This is a genomic window from Viridibacillus sp. FSL R5-0888, from assembly GCF_038009105.1.
GTDB lineage: Bacteria > Bacillota > Bacilli > Bacillales_A > Planococcaceae > Viridibacillus > Viridibacillus arenosi.
Genome location: NZ_JBBPAU010000001.1, coordinates 2,499,920 through 2,526,318 on the forward strand (window position 1 = coordinate 2,499,920; position 26,399 = coordinate 2,526,318).

The 26,399-nt window shown below is 33.5% G+C and carries 26 protein-coding genes and 4 pseudogenes; 5 read left to right on the forward strand and 25 right to left on the reverse strand.

Annotation, left to right across the window (positions count from 1 at the left end):
• Positions 1–443 precede the first annotated feature (443 nt).
• Complete coding sequence (locus MKY02_RS12360; protein WP_340711266.1) at positions 444–2,342, reverse strand: endonuclease MutS2; 1,899 nt, start codon at positions 2,340–2,342, stop codon at positions 444–446.
• 915 nt (positions 2,343–3,257) lie between these two features.
• On the opposite strand from MKY02_RS12360, the pseudogene MKY02_RS12365 reads away from it, so the two are divergent.
• Positions 3,258–4,181 (forward strand): annotated as a pseudogene (locus MKY02_RS12365) (Gfo/Idh/MocA family protein).
• 449 nt (positions 4,182–4,630) lie between these two features.
• Here MKY02_RS12365 and MKY02_RS12370 read toward each other — a convergent pair.
• The 6 genes from MKY02_RS12370 to MKY02_RS12395 form a co-directional block, all read right to left on the reverse strand.
• Positions 4,631–4,771, reverse strand: coding sequence for a hypothetical protein (locus MKY02_RS12370; RefSeq protein WP_340709072.1), 141 nt, complete (start codon positions 4,769–4,771; stop codon positions 4,631–4,633).
• A 595-nt stretch (positions 4,772–5,366) separates the two neighbouring features.
• On the reverse strand, positions 5,367–6,035 hold the full coding sequence (locus MKY02_RS12375) for a DNA alkylation repair protein (RefSeq protein ID WP_340711268.1): 669 nt from the start codon (positions 6,033–6,035) through the stop codon (positions 5,367–5,369).
• Between the two features lie 315 nt (positions 6,036–6,350).
• On the reverse strand, positions 6,351–6,635 hold the full coding sequence (locus MKY02_RS12380; RefSeq protein ID WP_340711269.1) for a hypothetical protein: 285 nt from the start codon (positions 6,633–6,635) through the stop codon (positions 6,351–6,353).
• Positions 6,636–7,276: 641 nt separating this feature from the next.
• Positions 7,277–7,798, reverse strand: a complete 522-nt coding sequence (locus MKY02_RS12385; RefSeq protein ID WP_038191437.1) for a GNAT family N-acetyltransferase — start codon at positions 7,796–7,798, stop codon at positions 7,277–7,279.
• A gap of 582 nt (positions 7,799–8,380) precedes the next feature.
• On the reverse strand, positions 8,381–10,162 hold the full coding sequence (locus MKY02_RS12390; RefSeq protein ID WP_340711271.1) for a hypothetical protein: 1,782 nt from the start codon (positions 10,160–10,162) through the stop codon (positions 8,381–8,383).
• The gene (locus MKY02_RS12395) at positions 10,116–10,652 is read right to left on the reverse strand and encodes an RNA polymerase sigma factor (protein WP_235175794.1); all 537 of its coding nucleotides are present in this window, start codon (positions 10,650–10,652) and stop codon (positions 10,116–10,118) included. The genes MKY02_RS12390 and MKY02_RS12395 overlap by 47 nt, the downstream gene beginning before the upstream one ends.
• A 268-nt stretch (positions 10,653–10,920) precedes the next feature.
• On the opposite strand from MKY02_RS12395, the pseudogene MKY02_RS12400 reads away from it, so the two are divergent.
• Positions 10,921–11,159, forward strand: a pseudogene (locus MKY02_RS12400) (hypothetical protein); the annotation flags it as partial.
• Between the two features lie 438 nt (positions 11,160–11,597).
• Here the strand turns inward: MKY02_RS12400 and MKY02_RS12405 are convergent.
• The 4 genes from MKY02_RS12405 to MKY02_RS12420 form a co-directional block, all read right to left on the reverse strand.
• Positions 11,598–12,254, reverse strand: a complete 657-nt coding sequence (locus MKY02_RS12405; RefSeq protein ID WP_038191428.1) for a Type 1 glutamine amidotransferase-like domain-containing protein — start codon at positions 12,252–12,254, stop codon at positions 11,598–11,600.
• 194 nt (positions 12,255–12,448) lie between these two features.
• Positions 12,449–13,012 (reverse strand): GNAT family N-acetyltransferase, encoded by a 564-nt coding sequence (locus MKY02_RS12410; RefSeq protein WP_038191426.1) that lies wholly within the window; start codon positions 13,010–13,012, stop codon positions 12,449–12,451.
• A gap of 132 nt (positions 13,013–13,144) precedes the next feature.
• Positions 13,145–13,378 carry a GNAT family N-acetyltransferase gene (locus MKY02_RS12415; protein ID WP_038191472.1) on the reverse strand — a complete coding sequence of 78 codons (234 nt, stop codon included), beginning with the start codon at positions 13,376–13,378 and terminating at the stop codon, positions 13,145–13,147.
• 500 nt (positions 13,379–13,878) lie between these two features.
• The gene (locus MKY02_RS12420; protein WP_038191424.1) at positions 13,879–14,415 is read right to left on the reverse strand and encodes a D-glycero-alpha-D-manno-heptose-1,7-bisphosphate 7-phosphatase; all 537 of its coding nucleotides are present in this window, start codon (positions 14,413–14,415) and stop codon (positions 13,879–13,881) included.
• A gap of 946 nt (positions 14,416–15,361) precedes the next feature.
• On the opposite strand from MKY02_RS12420, the gene MKY02_RS12425 reads away from it, so the two are divergent.
• A complete protein-coding gene (locus tag MKY02_RS12425; protein ID WP_038191422.1) occupies positions 15,362–15,781 on the forward strand; it encodes a hypothetical protein in 420 nt (139 codons plus the stop codon).
• Positions 15,782–16,152: 371 nt separating this feature from the next.
• Here MKY02_RS12425 and MKY02_RS12430 read toward each other — a convergent pair whose 3' ends face one another.
• Positions 16,153–16,284 (reverse strand): hypothetical protein, encoded by a 132-nt coding sequence (locus tag MKY02_RS12430; RefSeq protein ID WP_281489853.1) that lies wholly within the window; start codon positions 16,282–16,284, stop codon positions 16,153–16,155.
• On the reverse strand, positions 16,281–16,718 hold the full coding sequence (locus MKY02_RS12435) for a MarR family winged helix-turn-helix transcriptional regulator (protein WP_340711273.1): 438 nt from the start codon (positions 16,716–16,718) through the stop codon (positions 16,281–16,283). Before MKY02_RS12435 ends, MKY02_RS12430 begins: the two co-directional genes overlap by 4 nt.
• A gap of 364 nt (positions 16,719–17,082) precedes the next feature.
• Here MKY02_RS12435 and MKY02_RS12440 point away from each other — a divergent pair, with 364 nt between their 5' ends.
• Positions 17,083–17,541, forward strand: coding sequence for a cupin domain-containing protein (locus MKY02_RS12440; protein ID WP_038191410.1), 459 nt, complete (start codon positions 17,083–17,085; stop codon positions 17,539–17,541).
• A 221-nt stretch (positions 17,542–17,762) separates the two neighbouring features.
• Here MKY02_RS12440 and MKY02_RS12445 read toward each other — a convergent pair whose 3' ends face one another.
• The 3 genes from MKY02_RS12445 to MKY02_RS12455 all read right to left on the reverse strand — a co-directional run bounded on the left by MKY02_RS12445 (position 17,763) and on the right by MKY02_RS12455 (position 20,431).
• Positions 17,763–18,134 (reverse strand): hypothetical protein, encoded by a 372-nt coding sequence (locus MKY02_RS12445; protein ID WP_340711275.1) that lies wholly within the window; start codon positions 18,132–18,134, stop codon positions 17,763–17,765.
• A gap of 214 nt (positions 18,135–18,348) precedes the next feature.
• Positions 18,349–19,071: an SDR family NAD(P)-dependent oxidoreductase gene (locus MKY02_RS12450; protein ID WP_340711278.1), complete on the reverse strand. Its 723-nt coding sequence runs from the start codon at positions 19,069–19,071 to the stop codon at positions 18,349–18,351.
• Positions 19,072–19,465: 394 nt separating this feature from the next.
• Complete coding sequence (locus MKY02_RS12455) at positions 19,466–20,431, reverse strand: helix-turn-helix transcriptional regulator (RefSeq protein ID WP_340711281.1); 966 nt, start codon at positions 20,429–20,431, stop codon at positions 19,466–19,468.
• Positions 20,432–20,490: 59 nt separating this feature from the next.
• On the opposite strand from MKY02_RS12455, the gene MKY02_RS12460 reads away from it, so the two are divergent.
• Positions 20,491–20,934, forward strand: a complete 444-nt coding sequence (locus tag MKY02_RS12460; RefSeq protein WP_038191404.1) for a VOC family protein — start codon at positions 20,491–20,493, stop codon at positions 20,932–20,934.
• 165 nt (positions 20,935–21,099) lie between these two features.
• Here MKY02_RS12460 and MKY02_RS12465 read toward each other — a convergent pair.
• The 9 genes and pseudogenes from MKY02_RS12465 to MKY02_RS12505 all read right to left on the reverse strand — a co-directional run.
• Positions 21,100–21,221 (reverse strand): annotated as a pseudogene (locus MKY02_RS12465) (alpha/beta fold hydrolase); the annotation flags it as partial.
• A gap of 144 nt (positions 21,222–21,365) precedes the next feature.
• A pseudogene (locus tag MKY02_RS12470) lies at positions 21,366–22,114 on the reverse strand (alpha/beta fold hydrolase).
• Entirely contained in the window at positions 22,099–22,323 is a 225-nt protein-coding gene (locus MKY02_RS12475; RefSeq protein WP_076035369.1) for a GNAT family N-acetyltransferase, read from the reverse strand. Before MKY02_RS12475 ends, MKY02_RS12470 begins: the two are co-directional and overlap by 16 nt.
• A gap of 214 nt (positions 22,324–22,537) precedes the next feature.
• On the reverse strand, positions 22,538–23,200 hold the full coding sequence (locus MKY02_RS12480) for a zf-HC2 domain-containing protein (RefSeq protein ID WP_340711282.1): 663 nt from the start codon (positions 23,198–23,200) through the stop codon (positions 22,538–22,540).
• A gap of 4 nt (positions 23,201–23,204) precedes the next feature.
• Positions 23,205–23,687, reverse strand: coding sequence for an RNA polymerase sigma factor (locus tag MKY02_RS12485; RefSeq protein ID WP_076035371.1), 483 nt, complete (start codon positions 23,685–23,687; stop codon positions 23,205–23,207).
• 554 nt (positions 23,688–24,241) lie between these two features.
• A complete protein-coding gene (locus MKY02_RS12490) occupies positions 24,242–24,472 on the reverse strand; it encodes a hypothetical protein (protein ID WP_340711283.1) in 231 nt (76 codons plus the stop codon).
• Between the two features lie 339 nt (positions 24,473–24,811).
• The gene (locus MKY02_RS12495; RefSeq protein ID WP_076035373.1) at positions 24,812–25,030 is read right to left on the reverse strand and encodes a helix-turn-helix domain-containing protein; all 219 of its coding nucleotides are present in this window, start codon (positions 25,028–25,030) and stop codon (positions 24,812–24,814) included.
• 10 nt (positions 25,031–25,040) lie between these two features.
• A complete protein-coding gene (locus tag MKY02_RS12500; RefSeq protein WP_038191392.1) occupies positions 25,041–25,520 on the reverse strand; it encodes a DUF2975 domain-containing protein in 480 nt (159 codons plus the stop codon).
• Positions 25,521–25,529: 9 nt separating this feature from the next.
• Positions 25,530–26,015, reverse strand: coding sequence for a DUF2975 domain-containing protein (locus tag MKY02_RS12505; RefSeq protein ID WP_038191391.1), 486 nt, complete (start codon positions 26,013–26,015; stop codon positions 25,530–25,532).
• Positions 26,016–26,399: the final 384 nt, after the last annotated feature.

Below are 26,399 nucleotides of genomic sequence, written 5' to 3' on the forward strand. Positions count from 1 at the left end.
GGCTAAAATGGCGTACCTACCCTCCTACTCGGGTCAACGCAAAAGAAATACTGGCTTCACTGGATATGCAAACTTATAATCGCTGGGGCATTGTATGAAAAACACATGGAGTCATGGCAGATGATGAGATTTGGATTCGTTTTAAAGGTGAAACACTTACACATCGAGATGTCTGCTTACGTATAGATCTATACTATCCTGAGGAACCGATTCGTTCTGAACTTCAATGAGATGATTTCCTTCTTGTTGTTGATTTAGAATAAAGTTTTATTTAAGAAAAAATGATACTGCAAAAATACAATATGAACAACTCAAACAGGAATTACAAAATTAAAAAATATTACAAACATAAATATGCAAATAATAAAACTGATTTTGTTATAGCTATAATAAAAATAGGAAAAATCCCTGCTTTTCGTTCAAAAAGCAAGGATTTTTTCTATTTACTTATTTTCCCGAATTTCTTTATGGATTTTACGGAGTGCTTTTTTCGAGCCTCGTTCAATATCATGATTTAGTTTTTTTGTTTTATAATCAATGAATAAAGTATCTAAGTCATAGCCTTCTGGATATAACTCTACAGCTTTTAACTCTAGAGCCAACCGTTTTTCGTTTACCTCAATAAATTGATTTTGATAATACACAGTAATGTTATAATATTTGTCTTTTTCTTTGTACACTATTCCAAAATCGTCGTGGTCAAACAGTTTTACACGGTCTCCTTTTTGATAGTCGATATTATTTTTTGCTTTTTCAACAACTGCTTTTGGTCTCGGGATTTTACTTTCATTTAATCGTTCCAATCGATACTCTTTATTTTTCATATAATCTTCTGCTCTTTTTAGAACATTTTCTGGTACATTCATTTTTCTAGATATCCATAAGGCATTACTGTCTCCAGACTGCCCTATGAGAAGTTTAAATAATGGTTCTAATGTTTCATGATTAAATTGCATGGCAGCGTTCATAAAGTCACTATGCATTTCGGAAAAACGTTTTATTTCTCCATAATGCGTTGTCGCAACAGTAATACATCCTTTAAGATAAAACTCTTCTAAGAGGGAGATTGCTAACGCTGCTCCTTCATTTGGTTCTGTCCCACTGCCAATCTCATCAAATAGTAACAAGGTACTGTTGTTTACTGATTGAAGTATCTCTGATAAGTTCTTCATGTGAGAAGAGAACGTGCTAAGTGCATTTTCTAAACTCTGATTGTCGCCAATATCTACAAAAATGCGCTCAAATACTGCAATTTCGGTTTCTTTCGAAGCTGTAATATGAAACCCGGACATAGTAGCCAAAGTAACAAGACCAATTGTCTTAAGCACAATTGTTTTTCCTCCAGCATTAGGTCCCGTTATAATTAAGCTACGATAACTGCTTCCAATCTCAAATTGAAGTGGTATAACATGACCCGATAATAATGGATGCTTGCAATTTATTAATTTTATATTCCCATGATCATTTATGTTTGGCTCAACCCCATCCACATGTCTGCTATATTTAGCTTTAGCAAAAATAAAGTCGTACTGGGATACAAGCTCAATATTAATATTAATAGGTTGAAGATTTTCTGCCACTAGCCCAGTTAAAGTGGCTAGTATTTGATATTCTAACATTGCCTCTTCTGATTTTAATGTTGCTAATTCAACACTTAATTTTCCTACCACACTAGGTTCCATAAAGACTGTCGAACCTCTAGAAGATATTTCAATTATGTTTCCCTGTACTTGATTTTTGTATGATGCTTTTATTGGTATTGTATAGTGATCATCTTTGATACTAATTAAAAATTCCTGGATATAATTTTTATTAGCGCTGCTGTTTAAGAATTTATTTAATCTCTCCTTTATTTTTTGTTCAGTTGTTTGGATATGGTGACGAACACGTTTGAGTTCCTTGCTGGCGGACGAGTCGACCTGATTATTTTTGATAGAAAAATTAATTTCCTCTTCTACCTCCATGAATTCTGTCATGGAATTAGCATAGGCCTCTAATGTCGGAGCCAAAAGTTCTTTACTGGTCATGAAAATTTTTATTTTTCGGCAGCCTCTTAAAAAATCGGAAATACTTAAAAGATCTGATGGGTCTAAAATTATGCCTTTTTCTAATTTATCAATAATATGTTCAGTGTTGGAAACACCTATGAAAGGCACGTTTCCTCCTGCATCTAGAATGGCACGTGCTTCAGAAGTCTCGGTTAATCGATGTTTGACTACTTTTAAGTTAGAACTTGGAATTAATTTATCAAATAGTTGTTTGCCTAGTCCGCTAACGCAATAAGATTTTATGATTTCTTTTAGTTCATTGTACTGTAATTTTTCAAAAGTACTTTCATTCATGTTTTCATTCTCCTCAATGTGATTAATAGATGAGCAATGAAGAAACCTAATGGCAAAATTCCAATGAGTTGGGTATAAATATAAAAAAGCCGCGGTGGATACCGCAGCTTACGTTTACAATGCAAAAGTAAAATACATAAATAAAACCATCAATAACGATAGTCCTAATCATGAAGTGATGCGCTTGTTTGTAAAGTATGGTAGGTATCTTCATAAGTAGAAATAAGTCCACAACAAAACAAGGGGTGTAAAACTAACTTAAATCCCCTGTTGTTAAAACTTCCTTATTTCCTATAATGTTTTCTTATTTAGAAACAAACTACCGCACTCATCAAATGCACCTCTTATAAAATAATTGATATGCTCATTGAAATCGACTTTACAGGATTTATTATACTTATTGATACGGGAACTGTAAAGATATCAAACAATTTGTTAATCCTAAATTAACTTTGGATAAACCAGTTAAACTTTTTCAGTAAACTCGTTGAAGCTTATAATAATTAGGATAACTTGAATACATCGGTCTTGATTAATTTTACTGTTTAGAACCATTTCTCAAAAATTCTGTTGTTTATAGGTGGCGTAATAACTCTTTTTACATAATTTTTTTCAACTAACTTGCCCCGTTAGTTCAATAAAGAATGATGAGCTGCCTATGCAACTCAATAATCCTTAATTAACTCCCATAGTTGAAGTATGTTTCTACATAAACTATAAGCCTGTCTAGTGACATAAAAAAGTGATTTTTTCTAATGAAGAATCACCCTATTGTACAATAAAACATCTAAATAATATTAGCTATTCCTTCGAAATCATACCCACAATGGAAATAACAATACTCTGGTTGTATAGACCACAAAAACATTGTATACTATTTTTGCTATTAAAAATTTCCATTTAAAGGATGATAAGATGAAAAAACCACGTATTGGCATGATAGGGTTAGGAAGTATAGCGCAAAAAGCATATTTACCGATTCTTTCTCGAGAAACAGATTGGTCATTTGTAGGTGCTTTTTCACCAAGCAAAGATAAACGAAAAATGATTTGCAATCAATATCGTATCCAAGATTTTAATAGTTTATAAACACTTGCTGCAGAGTGTGATGCTGTTTTCGTACATAGTTCCACTAGCTCACATTTTGAAGTAGTATCTTCCCTTTTAACTAAAGGAATAGATGTTTATGTAGATAAACCATTAGCGGCAACTGTTGCTGAAGCTGAAAAATTAGTAGAACTAAGCGAAAAATCAGGAAGAAAGCTTATGGTTGGATTTAATCGACGCTTTGCACCTATGTATGTACAAGCAAAACAAGAAGCTCAAAACATTGCATCAGTCCGCATTGAAAAACATAGAACAGATAGTGTGGGTCCTTACTCTTATGACTTTAGTATGTTAGATGATTATTTGCATGTAGTTGATACAGCTAGATGGTTAGCAAATGGGGATTTAGATTTGCTCCATGGAACAGTAAATCTAAGTAGTGAGAATTATCTTGTCTATGCCGGACATGCTTATAAATCTAAGGAAGGTGTTTCTATTTTTACAGACATGCATCGAAAAGCGGGAACTAACCTTGAAAAACTTGAACTATTAACAGATGGAGCAATTTTAAGTATTAAAAACATGAACACTTTAGAAATTGCATCTAAAAACAGCGTAACTACTTCGTTTTCTCCTCCTTGGGATACTACGTTAAAGCAAAGAGGTTTTGAAGATGCTGTACAACATTTTATTGACTGTATTCAAAATGATGAGAAACCACTGATTGATGGACTAGAAGGTCTGAAATCTCAATTATTTGTCACTCAGTTAATAGAAGCTGTGACTAAGTAAACTTTATCTTGTTATTAGAAGTCCACATTAGATTTTTGATCGGGAATCGAATGGTTTCGTGTTTCAACTTCGAAAATACGGCATAAGCAAAGTATTACTTGCATGTATGAACGAACACGGGACCTCCACATTTGAAATGGCAGCGATTTTTAATTTGTCTGCCGATTCAAATCTATGGCATTGAAAAAACACCTTAATTACATAAGGTTTGACGACCCTTGAATAAAAGAAAAAGAGGTGTCCATCTATGAAAAAACAGTCAATAACCAATCAAAAGACAAACTCCATCTTAAAAATCTGTAGAAGAACTAAAAGCAGAATTAGAATATTTACGTTTTGAATAATCCACATAAAATAAAGTCCACTACTTAAACTAACCTGCCTCGTTAGTTCAATAAGAAAAAGGCTCTACTCCTTATTGAAGTAAAGCCGCCTATAGTTGAAGAACATTAATTCATTGATCTTGCAATTTCTAACATTTTTTCTTTCGGTAATCTCGAACTATTCATTTCTACATACGTTCCATCTTGCGTCCATCTAAGTAAACCACCAGTAATGGTGTCTCCCTTCTCCTTGCCATTCCTTTCCAATCCTCAACACCCGCAAAACCTATCAATCGTACAAAGAAAATTATCAATGTAAAATATAAGAGCAGATTTAAAGAGTTTATCCCCAAAATGGAGGAAGCTATTGGTCCCCAAGAATTATCTAACATAAACAGAAAAATAAAGATTATTGAAAAGGTAAATGCCCAAATGTTAATCTTTTTCGTCATTTCAGCAACTCAGCTCCTTTCCAAAAAGGGCGTTTACACATATTACCAAGTTCCGAAATAATAATTATTCATAATTCCTTAAGCAGTTATCCAACTAACCTGCATCTTTATGTAAAAAAAACGCAGATCCATCCTCTGGAAATGCGCCCGATTGTGGAAGATTTTTTTCTATTGAATAGTATCGTCGTACTGCGCAGCTGGAAAGTTGTTCTTCTAAAAGATAAGCGCCCTACAGATCAAAAAGAGATAGTGGGTTAATCCTTTACATCTTCCTTGCATTATTCCACTAACTAGCTGCCATAACGCGTTGTTTTCTTTATTTTTCGGTCCAAACCTATTACAATTTTCATATTGAGGCTTTGAATTCCTTTATTTTTTGCATTAAACCCTAATAAATTTTTCAGAGATAACTAATTATTATGTCGTTTGTTAACTTCAATCGTAATGAACTCCGGCAAATAGCTGGGAGTACATCCTTTTGCTACTATTTCATCTTTGTAAAGACCCGTTTTCTCACCAAGTTTAATACAACGTGCACGATTCTTTTCATCATAAACGCCTATCCAGCCTGCGGTGAAATTCATAGCCCATTGAACTTCCGGTTCTTCCTGCGTAATATTAGCTTCTAATGCAGATAGCAAGTCTGCGGTGTTAACAGGCGGTGTTTGTCCAGTCCATCTCAATCGCCCTTGATAATACCAGAAAGCTCGCCTTTGAAGAGCAGAAAGACTATTTTCCCATGACTCCATCAATGCAATCTTCTTCTTGTCTTTGGTGAGCTGATTAGCCATTAACCAATCCATTAAGTTATTCCGCTCATCAAAAGTGTGAGTCTGCATATCCTTATCAAGCTTATTTAGCACATCATGTGAAAGAAGTTTTTTGTCCATAATTAAGATTGCTAATAGTCTGGGCAAAAACTCTTCGGTTGACCAAAGTTCCATAGCAAGTTCGTGATCTTTTTTAATGTCCTTCGCGATTTTTCGTAAGTCGCCTAGCTTAGTTTTACTATTGATCTGAGGTAGAATGTTTTCTGCTTTTGAAGAGCGTTTTATTTCTGTATCTTTTTTTTCATCCATTTTATACAACTCCTTTATTAAAGCACTGTTTCATAATATGTCCTTGACGGGATATATCAAGGACTTAATTTCGTTATAAGTCTTATTGCAGTGGTGTGCCTCCAAAGTTTACTTTTTTAAAATTGTAGCATATATCGTATTAAAGCTTTCTCCACCTATAATAGAAGAGCAACCATCCTTAATATAAAAAAAACATTTACTTCCTTTTAATTGGATACGAAAAGAGCTTTCCTTTTTAAAGAAACGCCCCCGTTAGTTATACATAAAGACTTCCACAGTAATTGCATATTATATAAATGATGTGACAATAAGTAATTATTTCTTACCTTTTAGTTCTAAAAGTATAGGTGTTATATTTAGTAAGATAGAAACAATTGTCAAAAACCATAATGCCTTTTCCATACCAGGTACTACATCCCCTAAAGCTGACCAATCTTCCACTTTTACCCACCGAGATACAAGACTATATTCTGAACAAAGTGTTAATGCTGTAAATGATAGTCCTATCGCCATAGCAATCTTATAATCCTTTCCTACTTTATACATATAAAGATTTATAAAAGTTGCTACTATTGCAATAACCCCAAATATTATAAACATTACTAACCTCCATATATTTTTATTTTTGTCGTGTAATAATACTAATGTGCATCATCTCAATTTTTTGTATTACTTTTTTTTTAGACATTAATACGTCAAATCTTATTTTATAATAAATGCTCTTCCTTTTGTGATTTCCTATTGAACAAACCTGCTTCGTTAGTTCAAGAATGAAAGAAAAAAAGAGCTGCATATGCAACTCAATGATCTTCAAGTAAAGCATCCGTTTGTTGAATAAGACTTTTCCTTAATCATCAGGGTTTTCTTTAAGAATCCACGGAATATTAGATAAAAATCCGAATTTTTAATTAATTCCAAATGTAAACGTGGGTTACTTTTGTTGGTTTGGAATAAAGTTTGATCTAAAGTATCCCCAAAATCCATATTTTAAGTTAAATGATAAGAACTCGTTTTGAAAAATGATTGATCAAAACGGGTTAATTCTTTGTGAAATACTATGCGATTTTTATAATAAAGTTTGATCATTTTCTACCTAGTAATTCTAAAACAATCGCGCCCTATTGCGGTATAAATATTATATTTTTGCTAAGACAGAGTTAACAAAATCGGTTTATTCTTCTGGATATTTATGTTTATTATGGGTCAAAACGTTTATATCTTACATTTCTTTCCAATAGTTCCTATTCTACTAAGGATTCTGTTATTTTCCCATCTAGATTTTTAATCGCCAACATCGAATTATCCTGAATGATTCCTGTATCTACGAAACCAAATGAAGCGTATAATGTTTTAGCTATGACATTACTTGTTCGATAAAAGAGGGCTACATATTCTGCTTCTCCATCTGGCGTAGTTTCAATATCCATCAACATTTTTTCAAAAGCAAGTTTGCCATATCCTTTCCCCTGATAACTCTTTTCAATCATAATATGCCAAATAAAATAGCTCTTCTTCCCGTAAAAAACTTCATTTTCAAATGATTCATGATCCAACGTATCATAAATATACATCAAAAATCCAACCGCAACTTCATCGACATAAATGGCAAAGGGAGTCGCTGGTATACCGTCTGCGTTCAACATATGAGCGTCTGCAAAGCTTCTGAGGTTAGTAGTTTCTAAAAAGTCTTCCTGGTTTTCTTCAACTTCAAGTGCTATTACTTCATCTATGTTATCCCCGGTTATCTTTCGTAATTCAATCATTTTTTTATCTCCTCTCCTAAGACAAGCCACTTCCACAAATGGCCTAAAAAATTCCAAATATCATTTCCATAATTCTCAAAATAGGGTACACAAAATATTCACCAATGCTAACTCTTTTTCCCCTGTGATTTCTAATCCTTGTTCGGCAAAATGGCCCGTTTGTTGAATTGTCATAATCAATCTTGTCAATGCAATTGTATCAAACCTTTTTACAAATTATCGGACTTTATTACAAATGATCAATCTTTATTTTAAATCTACAACTTTTGGGTAATTTGCTTAGTATTTTCATTAAATTCACACCATTTATACCTTAATTTAAGAAAAATGCACAACTACCTAAATAATACCATTTTTACATTTTAAATGTATACCCTTCTTCAACTAACCTACCCCGTTAGTTCAATAAGAAAAAGGCTTTACTCCTTATTGAAGTAAAGCCTCCCCTGCCTTGCTTTATCCATAGTTTAATAAGTCGAAAATAAGAAAGTCGATTGATAATCAACTACAACAGCGGATCAACGGCCAACCCAGTTATATCAATTCGTATTTGCCGGTTTCACTCTGCGAAAGTTGAGTGAATTAGTAATTTATTTTACTTCCCGTATGTGGATCATACTGATAATACATAGAATGTGTTTCCGCCACTTCCTCTAGGATGAGTTTGTCTCCCTTCCAGAACTTGGAGCGGACGTTGGTAAAGTCTGTTTGCTTTCCTTTTTCTAAATCAATGATTAACATTTTCGAATCAAGAGCGTCTGTAGAATAGTCTGCGGTTAAATAGCGTCCAGTAGCATCCAGTGCAACTTTATACATAACTCCTCCTTCAAGTGTAGCTAACAAGTTGAAGGCTTTTGTTTCACCATTGAAAGAAAATAAGGTAACTTTACTCGTTTCATCCATTCCCTGCAAACTAAAAATAACTGTTTTTTCATCATGTGTACGGAGCAAGGAACTGAATCGAATATTTTCAGTTTGAATAAAAGACTGAGGAATGTCTTGTAAAGAAAAAAGTGCCTCTCCCTTGCCATCCTTCACCAATTCAATTTCGTTCTGTTCATTTGACAGAAGTTCTGTGGCAGATAGCTCTTTCACTGTTTCAATCACATATCGCTCATTTTCCTTTATAAGGGTAAAGTCATACGTGGACACTTTGTAATAAGCAAGAGATGTGTCTGTCCAATAGACTTCAGCTTTTACTGAAGTAGACTGTTCTTTTTTTGTCGTCTCCAGTATTTGAAAACCAATTTGTTTAGGATTCGAATACGTTAAAAATTCCGGTTGGTCTTTTAGTAAGCTTTTTGCAAAGTCATCATCTCGCACCATCAAAGCTTGTAAATAACTTTTCACCGTTTCAATCTCCGTACTCGATTGTTCACTCAATTCGATTTTCATAATCTTAGCAGGTCCGTTTTCACCATCGTTTCTCTTTTTCATAACATACAATGTACGTTCATCATTACCCCAAATGGGAAATTGATAACGATACATCCCTTCACCAGAAGGCTCAAAGCGTGGAGACGGATTTGTCGTGACCTTATTTTTTGTCTCTAAATCCATATCCGAAATCCATACATCTTCAAACCCAGAACGCTCTTTCACATACGAAATATAATTGCCATCGTTTGTAACAGATGGGTCCTTACCGCGATCCACAATGGTTTCTTTTCCACTCTTTACGTTATAAATAATAATTTCTCCATGGCGCTCGAAGACAAGTTTTTGTTCCTTCTCTACAAGAGAGGCCATTTCTCCGCTTGCAATGAAGGTCTCTTCCTTTGTTTGCACATTCACTTCTACAATTTGTTTTTCCTTATCCGTTACTTTTGTTAAATAGATATGGTTCTGATCCTTCCATTCTGGATAAATATAACTAGAATCTGGAGTTCCATCTAGCACTTTTTCCGACTTCGTAGTTTTCACATCAAACAAAAATACATCTCCATTATACGTAAAAAGTAGCTTCTCCCCCTTAGACGAACGGCTAAAACTATCCGCAGCATTATTTAAAACTTTTTTCAATTCATTCCCATAAACAAAAATACCTCTGCCCTCTAATGAGAGATACAAACGTCCATCATGATACGTATAGGCTGTTATCTCCCCGCTCCCAATATCGAGAAACGAAATTGCATTCGCAATCTTTAACGAACTTGCCTTCACGTGTTGTGGTACTTGTTCATTCGACAATAAAAAAGCTAAAAACAAGATAGCTGCAGCAAGTAAAGGAATCCAAGCATTCTTCCATTTCCTCGTCCTACTTTTCTTCACAAATGTTTTACGCAATTGTTTTTTTAAATCAGTGTCAACCTCTATCTCATTTCTTAACTCGTAAAGTGTCTTCATTATTTTTCCGTTCTCCATCATAATCCCCCCAACACTTCCTAACTAAAACACCTAACTTTTTCGTAATACGATTTGACTTCACACGAAGAGACCCTTCCTCTTTTTTCAAAATGACCGCCATATCTTTAAATTTCAAATCAGCAAAATACCGTAATTCCGTAATTTCTAAATCTTCGTCTGATAAATGCCTTAAACTTTTCTGTAAACATTCCTTCTCCGTTGTACCATCAAACGGATCTTCAAATTGAAGCTGACTCAAATACTGTTCGAATTCAACTCCCATTAACACACTCTTCTTTTTCCGATAGTAATCAATGACCGTATTCCTCGCGATGGTAAACAGCCAAGCCTTGTCATTCGGATGTCCTTCCAACATAGAAAACTTTTCAAACGCCTTCCGAAACACATCACTAACCAAATCTTCCGTATCCCATTTATTACTCGTCTTCACATACACATACCTATAAATATCATCAAAATAAGCATCATACAAGTCAACAAACTTCACATCCAACTCACTTCCCCCATTTAATCTATCCAGTTTAATAAACGATTCATTTCTTAAAACGTAACATTCTATTAATAATTTTTTATATCCAAGTTGGGCTAACCTGTCCCAATGGTAGTAATCCACCTTCCCGTGATGGATTGCGTAAACCTAGAAGTTAACGGGAAGCCGGGGCACAAAGGATCATAAAGTGCTAAATAGCCACAAGTCGATAGTTTTTTCTCGCTACATTGTGTTTTCTTAGCAATATCGGTTTAACACGGATCAATATATTACCTCACCAATTGTAGATGAAAGTAAGGAACCTTCTTGTACACATGTTTATGGATTTGAACCATCTCCTTCACCAAAGGAGGCATACAATGGCTTTATCGAAATAATCCAGGATTTTTTGAATATGAATATGAATAAAAATGGGATTAAATGGGCATTTCAGGAGCGATGCTGACTTGCCAAACGCAAAATTTTAAAGCGTTAGAAAATCAAGATTTTGTTCGTGGAGCATAAGCAGGTTCTACTGCCCAAATTGTTCCTTATATTAAACCAGAAAATTAACTAGTAGTTATTGGAATTACATTTGGGCTCTCTTTACAACTGAACAATTAAAATTCCCTACTTTGCAGTTAGTTTATAAAAGTAAATGTATTAAGGAAAAAGAGGCAGTACCCAAAATAGGTACTGTCTCTTTTTTAAGTGCTTATTCAACTAAACTGCCCGGTTAGTTCAATAAGAAAAAGGCTCTACTCCTTATTGAAGTAAAGCCCTCGTTAGTTGAAGAAGAAAAAAGAGACGCATATTCAACACTCGCACCGATAGCAGTAGACCGTTCTGCACATCTATGCTTTCCGGACAATCCTATTTTACCTAGTTCTCCTTCACTAAATTTAAAAATAGAGGCCTTGCATAAAGAAATTAATTCAATTAAGCTATAGCCATTCACTACAACTAGAGCGTCTCATCCAATTTCTGAATCTTTGAGTGGGAAATTAAAAAAACATTGCCCAAAACGTCGATTTTGTCTCCCTTTACACGTACAGCGCAATCTTTGTTCGACGCATAAATATTTATTTCTTCCGATAGGAGAGATAGTTCGCTTTGAACCAGTGCAATGTTATTTTCAAGATCAAAATGAGACAGGACGGAAAAATTGTCAAGACCGATTCCGTCGTAAACAGAGCTCATTTCAACTTTATATCCAAAGTTTTTCGAGCATAACCATTTAGCGGACATGTTGATTGCACCAGCGCTTGCTCCCATCACAACGGCGCTGCTTTTTTTAATCGAATCCGATAATTCATATTCCATCAAAAAACCATTTTGTTTAAGCGTATTCCCACCCAATAAGAAAATGACTGAAGCATTTTGAATTATCGTTTGGGCATCTTCCTTCTGTACGCGATAATTAATTAAATGATATTCATCAAACATAATGCCAGCCTGGTCAAGCCACGAGCGTTCAGTAGCACCATCATCTTCATAAATAGATGGATTCGAGCTAATCATAGCAAGCGATTTTCTATCAGTTATATCCTCCTGTAACACCATGCCCAGATTCTCTGGAAATAAATTGTTAAACCAACCTAAATAATAGTGAGTTTTCATAAGTACCCCCGTAGTAAAGTGTAAATAACATTTATTCCTTGCGTCACTCATTCTGTTTTCATGTCACCAACAAAATACTCTCAATATAGCCCGATTGTTGAACACAAGTTAAACAACGCTCTTCTACTAACCTGCTCCGTTACTTTAAGTACAATCATTCACATACTAAAGGAATCGTTAGTCGAATCGTTGAATTAACCCTTGAATTGATTCCAGTCTCTTTTTAACAAAGAAAAAGAGTAGTGGTCATAATACTTACCTCTAAATAAATGCTTATCTCTGTAAACCCCTTCATTCTTAAATCCTAGCTTTTCTAATAATTTTATAGAATTGATATTTTCCAAAGCTACAAATGCGTTAATTCTATTCAGTGCCATATTATTAAAGCCACTTTCGATAGCAATTTTCAATCCCTCTTTCATATATCCCTGTCCCCAATATTCGTACCATAAATCATAGCCTATCTCCGCTATATGGTTCGTTCTATCCCAAGAATCAAATCCACACGTTCCAATTTTTTGCTGATCATTTTTTTCGACTAATATCCATCGATTAAATCCTTTTTCTTCAGGATTTGAATTCCATTCAACAAACTCTGTAGCTTCATTTCTAGTCGTAAACCATTCTTCATCATATAAAAATTCACATACTTTTTCGTTGCTGAAGTGTCGATAAATAAAGTCAATATCCTCATTTCCCACATTCCGCAAAATCAATCTGTCAGTTTCTAAATTAGGGAATTTACTATGTACAGTCAATTTAAGCACTCCTTATGATAACTAAATTAGGATCGTTTATTCTTAGATGAACAACGTTAAATCTTTACGTCTTTAATATTTCGACAGTCTTTAAAATATACCTATCGATGTCCACGCGAAAGGATAGTGTTCCTAAAGTTCGCTAGTCGATTTTAATACTACAGCAAAGGTATAGCTCCCTATCTCAATAGCCTTTTTCTCATGCTTACTTATCCAAGAGGCGGCTAACCCTTTTGGATATGGTTGTGGTATAGCGACTGTTGTTTCAGCAACTATTGGGTTCCCTGCTAACAGTTCTACTTTATCGGCATCAGTTTTAACATAAGGTCGTATGACTAATCTTTCTGTTTCGAATGTTGGTATCATCTTATATCTACCATCCTCTTCTAATTAAAACCTAGTATTTGTAATCCTGTTTACAAATATCTTATTATAAGTGGATAATATTGTAAATCGATTTATTTAAAAGCAACAATTATTACGAAAAAAGCCAAGAAAAAAATAACACCCCATACATACGGGATAATATCAGGAGATAAAAGGGATAACCTACTGTTGTAATACCTCTTGGGATAACATAAATGCCCAGCCCACCTTCTCCATGTTTACCTTCTCTAGCTCAAAGATCCAACTAAGCACCCGTTAGTTGAACAGAACTAGATAAGATTATTAAACTAAGCTTATCGTTAGTTCAATAAAACTCCAACCAAAATAACTTTTGTCCTTTAATAAAAACCAATGAAAAAGAACGGATTCCACCGCTTGGAATCCGTTCTTCTTTCATTCATTATTTTGGCTCTAACCCGTGACCACTTCACAATGCGTTGAGATAAAAACACCCATAATGGATAATTTTCCACTGTGGGTTATTTCTTATGATTTTTAATATCATGAATAATCCATTGTACTGCCTCTTTTAAATTTGGACACACTGCATTTGCTAATGGATCACTCTCACCAATAAAAACGGTTCTTGTACCTGCTTTTTCACCTGCCTGAATATCCGTATCAGTATCTCCAACCATATATGATTTTTCAAGATCAATTTTGTGTTTTTCACCTAAATCTAAAATCATTTTGCTATTTGGTTTTCTACATTCACATCCAGCCTTTGGTTTATGCGGACAATAGGCAACCTCATGAATCGTTGCTCCCTTTTTCTCCAGTTCAGCCACCATATAGTCATGAATTTTATGTAACTGCTTTTCCTTCATATAACCTAATCCAATTCCACCTTGATTTGTTACGACAAACACATAATCAAAATACTCATTTAAACTTTTAATTGCTTCTTCTACACCAGGTAAAAAATAAAATTGATTCGGTTCGTTTACAAATTTCACTCGATCAGTTAGTACTTCATTTATTACTCCATCTCGATCTAAAAAAACTGCTCTTTTCAATCTCATCACACCTTTAATTTTTAATATTACTTTTATTATGTTAAAAATTATCGGCTTTAATCAGTCTTATTTCAGATGTCCACTAATTTCCATAATAAAATCAATCCACTAAAAAATAATTTATAATCTTTTTTTCATTTTCTTATATCTTTCTTGTAAAAAAACTTTAATTTTACATCAACGATAATTGTTTCAATAAGTGCAACTAACCATACAAATAGAAGACTTTAACATTTGTTATAGACTTCCTTTAATAACATTCTATTATATTAATTGCCCCTTCTAATACCTAATTAACCTTCTCTCTACAAACCAACTGCTCCATCAATAAATTCATTCCTTATGCATTTACCCTTCGGCAATAGAAGTACCATGTTAAGTAGGTTGGTATACGGAGCTTCAATTGATTGGAAACAAAACAGCAGTAAATCACCAGATGAGTATTTAGAAGATCAAGTTTGATAATTAGGCAGCTATTAAAGAATGAAATATCATAATGTAATTTAAAAAGCGTTATTCTAGTGGAGTAACGCTTTTATTCTACAGCTACTACCCTAACTCAATAGTTGTATTTAATAAATTGTTATTCCATTAAATGGCCCGATTGTTGAACAAAAGTTAAACAACGCTCTTCAACTAATCTGCCGGGTTAGTTGAATAAAAAAAAAGCCGCATAAGCAGCTCAACGAACTTTCACTAAAGCACCCCGTTAGTTGAAGAAGAACAGAGACGCTTATTAAACACTCGCGCCTGATTGTTTAACAAGTACCCAGATGGAAATATAGACATACCTACAATAGATAATAATTATGCTATCTATATATTAGGGTGAAAACTTATCTGCTCTGTGTTCGCAAATAATTGTAATTAAACCAATTATAGAAAACATCTTTTCTTCGTGGTTTTTGAGAAGTTGTGCTATATTCAAAGTGTCAGGAGTGAGTTGATGAAAAAGTTTTTAACAATTACCGCAATAATTCTTGTTTTACTCGGAGCAGCTGGCTATGCTGTGTGGCATTTTGGGACAAATATCGCTTCCGAAAAAATAATCGAAAAAGTGGAATCTACTTTAGATGACGAAAATCTAGAAGAAGTAAAATCCTATATCGAGAACGATTCGAAGGTTCAAGAAATTGTAAGCGAGGCAGCAACTATAAATCCGGATACTCTTCCCTTCCAAACTAAGGAAGAAGCGACACGTGTGTTAATAAAAAAAGTGGGCGTTAATCGTTTACTTGATATTCAGAAACAAGCGCAAAACGGTTCAATTAGTAAGGATGAAGTATTATCCGAAATTGAAGGTAAACTGTCTGAAGATGAAATTTCTGCTTTAAAATATGTTTTATATAAGGAATTGAATAAATAAAGCTAGCTAATTAAAAGTTTAAATTAAAAAATCAGAGAGGCTGAGATTCACATAAGGATTTTCAACACAGCTATTTTTATTTACTTACACTAACTCCAACCACTCGACAGCCTCACAATGTGTCGAGTGTACGTGGCAACACATTGGTGCTGGTGGGTTTAATTATATAGGCTCGATTCCTATTTAGAGGAATCGAGTCCTTTTTTTCTTATCATTCTTCTACTGTTGCTTTATTAAACTAAAGAGCCCTTTAATGGAATAACTTTGATTTATCTTCGTTCTTAAAAACCACCTTTATGGTGCATCCAAGCCAAGTGGGCTGTTCGTGATTTAGTGGAAGTTTTGCGTATGGAATCTGCCCAATTGCGTGGTCAATTCGGAAGTGGGCCAAATGCATGATCCTCTTTCTCAAAGATTCCATCGATTAAACCTGGTCGACTTATTTTCAGGAAAAAAACTCCTCCACCGTTTGAATATGCTTGTTCGTTTCGTAAAATATTCACTCTTCATACACTCCTTGATTTGTTTTTTTTAGTAAGTGGTTCAGCTGTTCGAGTTCATCTTCTGTTAAATGCGCAAATTGCGATGCGCGGAATTGTTCTTGTGCAGGGACAACTTCGTTTCGTAGTGCTACGCCTTTTGGTGTGAGTGAAATATATTTTGTCTTCCAATCTTGTTCGCGTAGAATATAGCCCGCATCTTCTAGCTTATTTAAAATTTGAGTAATATTTGAATTGGTCACCACAAGACGATTGGCTAATTCTGATTGCGTAACTCGTTCACCTTCTTTTAAATGACTAATAATATCAAACTGACCTGTTCGTAATCCCCACTTAGCTAAATGACGATTGCTACAGGTCATACTACGGTTAAAAAAACGTGTGTAACGAAACCAGGTGATATAACTTAAACGAATTCTTCTTAATGAGTATTTCATAATAATCTCCTATCACTTTATATATTAATTGATATTTGTTGTAATTGCTAAAGATTGATTTTATCCCTTATAGAAATTTTTCATAAAGGTTATTTCTTCTCCATTTTACAGTATGGGTAAGCCCAATTGGTAATGCATACGTGAAGTTGCCTTGAATTCTCGCCTGTTTGTATAAATCATAAACATTATATCAATTCCCATATAGCCAAACTATTACCACTTTATCACAATGGAATAGTATTCAAGTTAATTCCGAAGGCGTACCACTTGAACATCTATCATTTAATATATAAAATGATAAGTGTGATGGATCTTTTTATTATTAAACTACTTTACATCGTTATCGACAAAGGGAGAAAATGATATGACTGAATTATTGACGAATGAGCATTATATTTTTTTGGGCGCTCGCATAAAACCTTTATTATTAAGTACAGAATCTGAAGGGAATTTCTCAGTGTTTGAATTTAATGAAGTAAAAGGATTAGAAGCTCCATTTCATATTCATGAAAATGAAGATGAAATTTGGCGTGTGGTTGAAGGAGAAATTACATTCTATTTAGAGGATCAAGAAATTAAGGCTGTTGCTGGTGATGTAGTCTTTGTACCAAGAGGAAAATCTCATACGTTCCGTTTAAAAACAGATACAGCAAAAGCGATTTTATCACTTACATCAACCGATTTTGAAAATGTCATTCGTGATATCGCTAGACCTGCTATTTCTGCAACTGAATTGCCAAATCAACCTATTTCAAAAGAACAAGCGGAAAAATTAATTGCTTCGGGTAAGAAAAATGGATTAACAATTTTAAAACACCAATAGTTAGACTATCAGCTATTTGGTATTTAACATGTGATTTATCAGTAAGATTAAGTATCGCTCTACTTCATATAGTGAAGAGAGCGATTTTTTTGCTTTTTGCAAAAAAATATTAACATACAAAAAAACTGACCTCAAAAATCGTTATGCAACGATATTTGGGAAAGCCTCAATTATAAAAGCAAAGCGTTTATTACGATTGGCTCAAGAATTTTGTCAGTGCATTAATTAAGAATCCAGGTTGTTCTTCTGCTATAATGGCCGCATTCTGGAATAGAACCACCTTCTACATGTTCCGAAATCGAGAGAATTGATTGACGTAAATAGTCCCCTGTAGATGTTTCACCGCAATACGCTAAAATAGGCATCGTCAATTTGTGTTCATTATATTGCTGATTATATTGGCCATCATCTAACAATGTACGATAATAATTAAACCCTGCATGTAATGCACCTGGTCTAGAATATTGACGAATGTATTCAGTTACATCCTCTTCTTTAATTGATGTTGGGTTGTATGCTAGTTTTTTAAAGTAGTAGTTTAAGTACTGATATTCACGTCCTGTTACTAATGCTTCAGGTAAATCGTCAACCATATCTTCGTCATCTAAAAAACAAAGTGGCTCTAACTTTTTATCTTCCTTTGTAAAGGGTTCCTAGTATCTTCAATAATGACATATGCCAGCATTTTATTGTCTTTAAAGAAGGGGAACTGCAAACATTGATTCTAGGGAAATTAAATAGCTCCCATTTTGAAAAAAGTTTGATCAAAATGGGAGCTGTATGTAGTACTAGTCATATGTTATACAATCATGCATTTAAGTCTGTTATGGCAGGAATATTAATTTCCTTTACACATGAAACAGGCGATAAATTAATAACGCAATGGACAACAGCTACAATGTCTTGTACAGGAATACGTGTACCTTGATACAACATAATTGCCTTTTCTGCACCTTCTTCATATGGTACTTCAGCAGCAAGCTCTCCTGGATTAATACACGTTACAGAGATCATATCTTTTCTCACATGCTCTCGTAAAGCATTTGTAATACCACGTAAGCCAAATTTAGATGTGACAAATGAAACTTGTGCACTATTCGTATGATCTAAACCTGCTGTTGAACCAATTAATATAATTTTCCCATTGTCCGCCTGTCTTAAATTAGGTAAAAGCGCCTGAATATAAGTAATAGTGGAAGTTAAATTAATATTAATTATGTTCGAGATGTCCCTAACTTCATCCTTATCAAACGTATAGTCATCTTCAAAACCACGCTTTTCCCATACTCCTACATTATAAATTAATACATCAATAGGATTGTCTTTTAAAGTTTCTTTTAAAGAAGGAATTTGTTGTTGACTAGATAAATCAATTGCGACCCATTTACGATTTACGCCATCATTTACATCTAAACTACTTGGTCGTGTCCGTGATACCACCCATACTGTATCTCCCTTAGTGGGTAAGCCTTTTACAAATGCATCGCCTAACCCATGGCTTGCTCCAAATATAATAAAGTTCTTACTCATCCTATCACCCCTTATAATAACTATACATCTAAGTATAATTATTATAAAAACATGAAACAACTAATGTGTTTTATTAGAATTAAAAGTTTTATCAATCTTTTTTATTAATTATCAAACTTTTTTATAAATAATCAATCTCTTTTAAAATGCTACATATGTCGAACTTCGTTTAAAAAAATTCCATATAATGCGTCAACAGTAGAGTTAGCGGAATGAATTTAAGGAGTTGATACGGGAGATGATTTTTCAACACGTGATGTAACAAATTCCTTCTTCAACTAACCTGCCCCGTTAGTTCAATAATGAAAAAAGAGCTGCATATGCAACTCAATAATCTTCAAGTAAAGCACCCGTTAGTTGAAGAATTTGTTGTTTTGAAATTAAAGGGCAGTACTCATAAAGAGTTTAGGTGCTCTTCTATAAACTTTGCCTTATCATAGATCAATTTTTTTAACATTACAGGACTAATAGAAATAATTGATTGTCCAAATTTCAAAAAATAGTTAGCTATAAAATCTTCCTCACCTTTATTAAAATAGCCAGTTATTAAGAAATTTTCATTATCATTATGAATTTTCATAGAGGGGTAATTTTCCTTAGTAAAAAAATCTTTCCCTTCTTTATTAACGATGATAGTAAAATTAATAGCATCATGCTCTTTGTGAAAATCACCGATATAATTTAATAGTTCTTCTAATTTTTTAGATTTGAAATCGTTAATTTCTATTACTGAGAGGATTTTATCACATCGAAGTATTTGTATCTTCTCTGTTGTAAAGTTAAAAATTTTAGCATACCATTGTCCAAATTTAGATTGTATTCGAATAAATTGTGCTATTAATTGTTTCTTTTTCTCTTTTTTTAAATAGGTTAAACGATAGACCTTTTCTGTAAAAATCCCTTGTAAAATTTCTTTTAAGTACGGACTAAAATTACTGTGATTTGTTACCTCTAATGAAAGTACTTGATTCATAATCAAAATATTATTACGCACATTTTCAGGTAATATATTACTAAATTTATTTTCTAATACGATGTTTTCTATTTCAAATGGCTTTGTTTTATACCCATTTAAAGTGAGTAAACAAAAATATAATGCATACATCTCATCTACAGTAAAAAAAATCGGTGACAATATACTACTAGCTAATATCTCATATTTTCCATTTCTACCTAACTCAGAATATATAGGCATACCTATTTGTTCTAATGATTGAACATCTCGAAGGGCTGTACTTTTAGAAATAGAATATCTCTCCATTAAATCACTTAAATTAAAACTTTTCTTGTTATTCAAAAATATGAGCATATCATTTATACGTTCTGTTTTCTTCATAATTTTCTCCATAAAAGGTGTCATATATTGATACCTTTTTATTTTATACTAAGACTATCAATTAGAAAAGGAGCTAGATAGCTATGACGTTAGAGATTGCAATTTTTCTTTCAATGAATGGAAAAGCACGTGAAGCAATAGAGTTTTATAAAAAAAACTTGGAGGCAAATGAATTAATGGTTGTTACATATGAAGATTTGGCAAGAAGGGATAGTTCGTTTGAAATTACTAACGAAAACAAAAATTATATTTCTCACTCTGTTTTACAAATAGGGAAAACGAAATTAATGATTGCAGAAGATGTAATGAACCCAAAAGAAAGCTATAAAATTGGAAATAATACTTCTTTTTGTATACAAAGTGCTAATCTATCGGAAATAAAAAGATTTTATTATAATTTAACATCTGATCGTAAAGTGAATATAATCGTTCCTCTAGACAAAAATATTTTTAGTGAAGCATATGGAATTATTGAAGACCCATTTGGTATACAAATTCAATTAATGTATGATAACCGTTTAATATAAAATACTTTGGAGTTGAAAGGTTCCTCCCTTTCAACTCCAATTATTGGTTTCTTTATCTATTATTTCGCTACCTAAAATTCGCTTCCCTTCTTCAACTAAACTGCCCCGTTAGCTTAATAACTTCTGCGAAAACATGTTATAAAACTTCTTAGTTATTGTTACTCATTATAAAGTTGTCCTTACAAACTCTCTAAACTTCCCTTCTTCCTCAATAAATGGATTATGATTTGATTCCTCAAAATGATTAACTGTGATTGAGGAATAAGATCTGCTATTTCAATACCAAATTCAACGCAAATATGTAATTAGGGGGATCACCGATATATTGCAACATTAAAGTTACAAATTCCTCATCTACTCACCTTAACGAAGTTGGTATTATTCCTCCTCAATTCTTTTCAAATTCGCCATAAATTCCAGCCTTATTTCGCTCACTTTCCCATCCCCTTTAACATTAATAAAATCTCTTCTATCACAATATCAGGCTATCATGATGTATATAATGTCCACTACGAGTAGCAATCCGGAACTTACTTGACCTTGACAGCCATTGGAATTCTGCTTGTAGACTTTGTTCAATTTTTAATATTTCTTGAGAGGGCCATCCATCTTCTCCATTATCGGGTAAACCTCTTGTAACAATTGAGAGAGGGATGTCACTTTGTCTTGAATGATCAACAATTTGCTTATAACTCTGTATTTTATCAATCTTCTCACTATTCAACATAGGATTCTCAAAATATTCCCTATTTCCTGCAAGGAGATTTTCTGGTAGATCCTTTTCATAGGCAAGTTCTTTATATTCCGGTGCAGCGTCAACCAAAACCAAACCACAGATATCCAGCGGATAAAGACTGGTATACAATCTGGCGAACAACCCACCAAAGGAATGTCCTACCAATATATAGGGCTTCTTCACGTCAAGCACTTGCAACAATTCGGAGAGCTCCTCGACAAGATCACAGCAAGTTCGCGGGACTGCTACGTCTTGACTCCTGCCAATACCCGCCCTGTAATAGGACAAGGTTGACGTTTCATCAGATATTCTGTCTTGGACTTTTTTCCATGTTTCATGGCTATCGCCTAACCCTGCAATAAAGATTACGCTTGGTGTATTTTTACGTTGATATTTATAGAACAGTATACGACTATTATAGAAATCGATTAGACTAATATCCATCGATTAAATCCTTTTTCTTCAGGATTTGAATTCCATTCAACAAACTCTGTAGCTTCATTTCTAATCGTTAACAATTCTTCATCATATAAAAAATCACATACTTTTTCGTTGCTGAAGAGTCGATAAATAAAGTCAATATCCTCATTTCTCAAATTCCGCAAAATCAATCTGTCAGTTTCTAAATTAGGGAATTTTATTTGTAGAGTCAATTTAAGCACTCCTTTTGATAGCTAAATTAGGAACGTTTATTCTTAGATAAACAACGTAAATATACCTTCTTATTCAACTATCCTGCCCCGTTAGTTCAATAAGAAAAAAGCTTTACTCCTACTTGAAGTAAAGCACCCGTTAGTTGAACAAGAAAAGTGAAGCTTATTCAACAATCGCGCCCGTTTGCGGTATAACTTCTATCCCATTTTTAAATCATTCAGCATCGTTACCTTTATCATATAAATCTTTTATGGGTATTACATCGGTTTTATCTTTATATTGTATAGTTACCTTATCTTCATCCGTTAGTTTCTTCTTCTTCCCATTGTACAGTAATAGTGTGTTTTCATCTGCAAATGTGAAAGAAATGCCACCCCCATCTTTTAGGAGTTTTGCTGGGGTAGAGAAATCGTTCCTTTTTTCATACACAAATATAGTATCTGTATATTCCTCATCTGTTTTTGCATCTGTTAAAATTATATAATGATTGTCCTTTTTTGCTTTGAATAAGAGCGTAGCCATCGTGCCCTGACTCTTAATGTTTGTTTCAACATTACTGGAACTTGCTTGCCACATATTTACAAACACAAAGTAATAAGCAGTTATCAGAACAAGAAACATTGCTAGAAGTGATGATACGATAACTAAGATCTTTTTTCTATTTTTGGAGCGTACCTTTTTGAAATAATCAATGTTCCTATTATCTTTTCTTCTCTCATTTTCATCTTCTGAAAATAAATCTCCCTTCATTTTGTTTAAATAATTTCGGCATTCTTCACATTGATCCATATGTTTTTCTATCTGTTCGTTTGTTTCTTCACTTGTTAATTTATCAATATAAGCAGGAGCCAAATCCTTAAATACACTATGTTTCATAACCTTACTCACCCTTTCTGATTTCAAGTTTTGCTCTATAAAAAGTCACTCTTGCCCAGTTTTCTGTCCTTTCAAAAATTGAACCAATTTCTTTGAACGATAAGTCACCCAACAATCTTAAAAAAAGTATTTCTCGTTTATCCTCACTGAGTTGATGAGCCTTTTTAAAAAACATAACTTTATCCTCGTTTTTTATATACTTATCTTCCAAGTCGTAAAATGTTGTGCTTTCACTTTTTAGTGAGTCCTTCAATTGTTGGTTTTTATTTTTATGGTTTAATTCTTGCAGCCATAAGTTTTTAGCAATTGCACAGAGCCACGTGGAAAACTTGGCTTTACCATTATCGTGATAGTTATTAATGGATTTAATCGCTTGATAAAATGTTTCTTGAGTTAGCTCCTCAGCTAAATCAAGGTTGTTTGTCAAAGTTAACAAGTATTTAAAAATAAATTCCCCATAATCTTGATATATATTGTCCTTATCCACTGCCACCCTCCCTTTTCCGTCTGGCCATTCACCTATGTATCACAAATTTATTGATTTCGTTACAACATTTTTCAATAAAAAAACTGCATCTTTATAACAGATGCAGATATTCACTTATTAAATTAAATGGCCCGATTGTTGAACACAAGATAAACAACACTCTTCAACTAACCTGCCCCGTTCGTTGAAAAAGAAAAAAAGAGCCGTCTGTGCAGCGCAATAATCTTTTGCTAATGCACCCATTATTGAAAAAACGTTCCTACATATCGCAGCAACGCACTTCATTCAATCTAATCTAAATATACAATTTCACCATTTTCTTTTTTTGCACGAATTGTAATTTTACCTACACTAGCTGGTATTTCAGTTTGCATAAAAACCTCCCTGAATTATGTTTTAATATATCTATTATTACATAAATTTCAACAAAAGCTACATTTTTCCTTACACAACTAAACTGCCCCGTTAGTTCAATAAAAAAAAAGAGCTGCATATGCAACTCAATGATCTTCAAGTAAAGCCCCCGTTTGTTTAAGTACATTTGAAACCAACAGTTATCCAAAGTGATTATGAAAACACCAAACAATAAGAATCATACTCACTATTCCCCAAGCTGTGGTACTCACTATCCAACAAATTATGGATTTAGCTTTTATTGAACTTTCCTCGCCTTCCATATTTGCTGTTATAAAAGCGAGCTTACTTTCCATACCTTTTTTCATAGAAGTGAGAACAACAAATCCCATTATTATGAAACCAATAGTTATCCAGAGTAGTAAGTCCACCTTTTATACCTCCTTTTTTTGTGAATTACTTTCACTCCAATTTTCTTCTTCAACTAACCTGCCCCGTTAGTGAAAAAAAAGAGCTGTACGAACAGCTCAAAATCTTCTACTAAAGCCCCGTTAGTACAATAAGTTTAAAAGCCATCCCTAAAGGCAAGTTCTTTTCTGTATTTACTTCTGTAATCTTCTGACCAATAAAATATTTAAAATCAATATTACTTAATTTTTGGCTATGTTAAATCTTAATGTTGTTTTTTTGCCCCAAAAGAAAACCCCCTTTGAAAAGACGGTTAATTTAACTATCGTTACGCGTTAGTTAAATTAATTAGTTGTCTGTTTTTATTGAGTATCTTCGTCGCTTTTGTACGCCAAAATATCTCCAGGCTGACATTCTAAAGCCTTACAAAGCCTCTCTAAAGTTGATAAACGAATCGCTTTTGTCTTTCCATTTTTCAATATAGAAAGGTTAGCCATTGTTATTCCAACACTCTCCGGAAGTGCTGTTACGCTCATTTTTCTTTTAGCTAACATCACATCAATATTGATTATAATCGCCATGTTATTCACCTCAGACCGTCAAATCATTTTCTGATTTTATGTTAATCGCTTCTTGTAGTAGCCGTTGGAGGATAGCAGCAAAAACGGCGATAACCAACGAAGCAAAAATGATGATGAGTCCCATTAATCCAATAGGAGGGTCAACTTCCTTCGCTATAAAACGAAAGAGTGGCAAACCTAATACATACAAACCACTGATTGTAATCGCACAGCACTTTATGTTCTTTAACGCCTTTACAGATAATTCCGAGAACGCTGCGTTCTCGTCAATGTACCGTAAAAGATTGAAAGCCTGATAGAGAGCAAAGTAAAAAGGCACAGCCGCTCCATACATCACGATGAAAACGAGATATTTCATTAGGGCAATATTTGGATACAATTTTGCTGCGAAATTCGCCATATGGGGCACTAAAAATATACATAAAGCAAGAACCGGTAGTCCTATAATAAAAACAGCTATTTTTAAAAATAATGTTGTGACTTTTCTCAAAATAACACCTCACATTTTTATTTCATTTTTTTCTAGGAAATTTTTAATTGGTTTTTGAAGAACACTTACAAATGTTGCAACAATACTCGTCACTAAAATACCCATTAGACTTAATGATATAGGACCTGCAGCATCATCTCCAGTGACTTTAGCAAGTACCTTTAAGCAAACTATTCCTAACAGAATGAAGAAAATGACTGTAAAAGCACATTTTTTTATAACTTTCAAAGATTTAAGGGATAATTCAGAGAAAGCATTGTTTTTTTCGATATAGGTTAGTAGTTTAAATGCTTGACACAACGCAACAGAAAACGTAATACAGAATCCATATGCACATACTAAAAATGGGATTAGGAAGTAAGCCGTATCTGGATGTATCTTTGCATCTTTATATGCTATCTCAGGCAACCAAAAGATACATAAAGCAAGCATCGCAATTCCAATCAGAAAAATAATTACCTTTAAGATGGTGGTTGAACTTTGTTTAACATTCATTTAAAGCACCTCACTGATTTGATAATAAAATGACTTTAACACAAAATTTATCGTTATACAATAAATTAATATCGTTTTTTGTTATATTATTATTGTTATATTCATTTAGTTTTGATAAAAATAAAAAGCATTTCTTATTACAAAGAAATGCTCTTACTGCTCTTACTTTAAAATGTTAAATTTACAACTTGTTCAACAAGACTACCCGTTCAGCAAGAAGTTGTTCGGAATATTCTATTATCAACAATAAGATTTAACATAGCCTAATTTTTTATACATATTCATCCCTCCCCTAAAAAAATCACTTACTTAAACTGTAACGTTGACAACCTTGTTTGAGCACTTCTTCTTAAACTAAACTGCCCCGTTAGTTCAATAACTCCA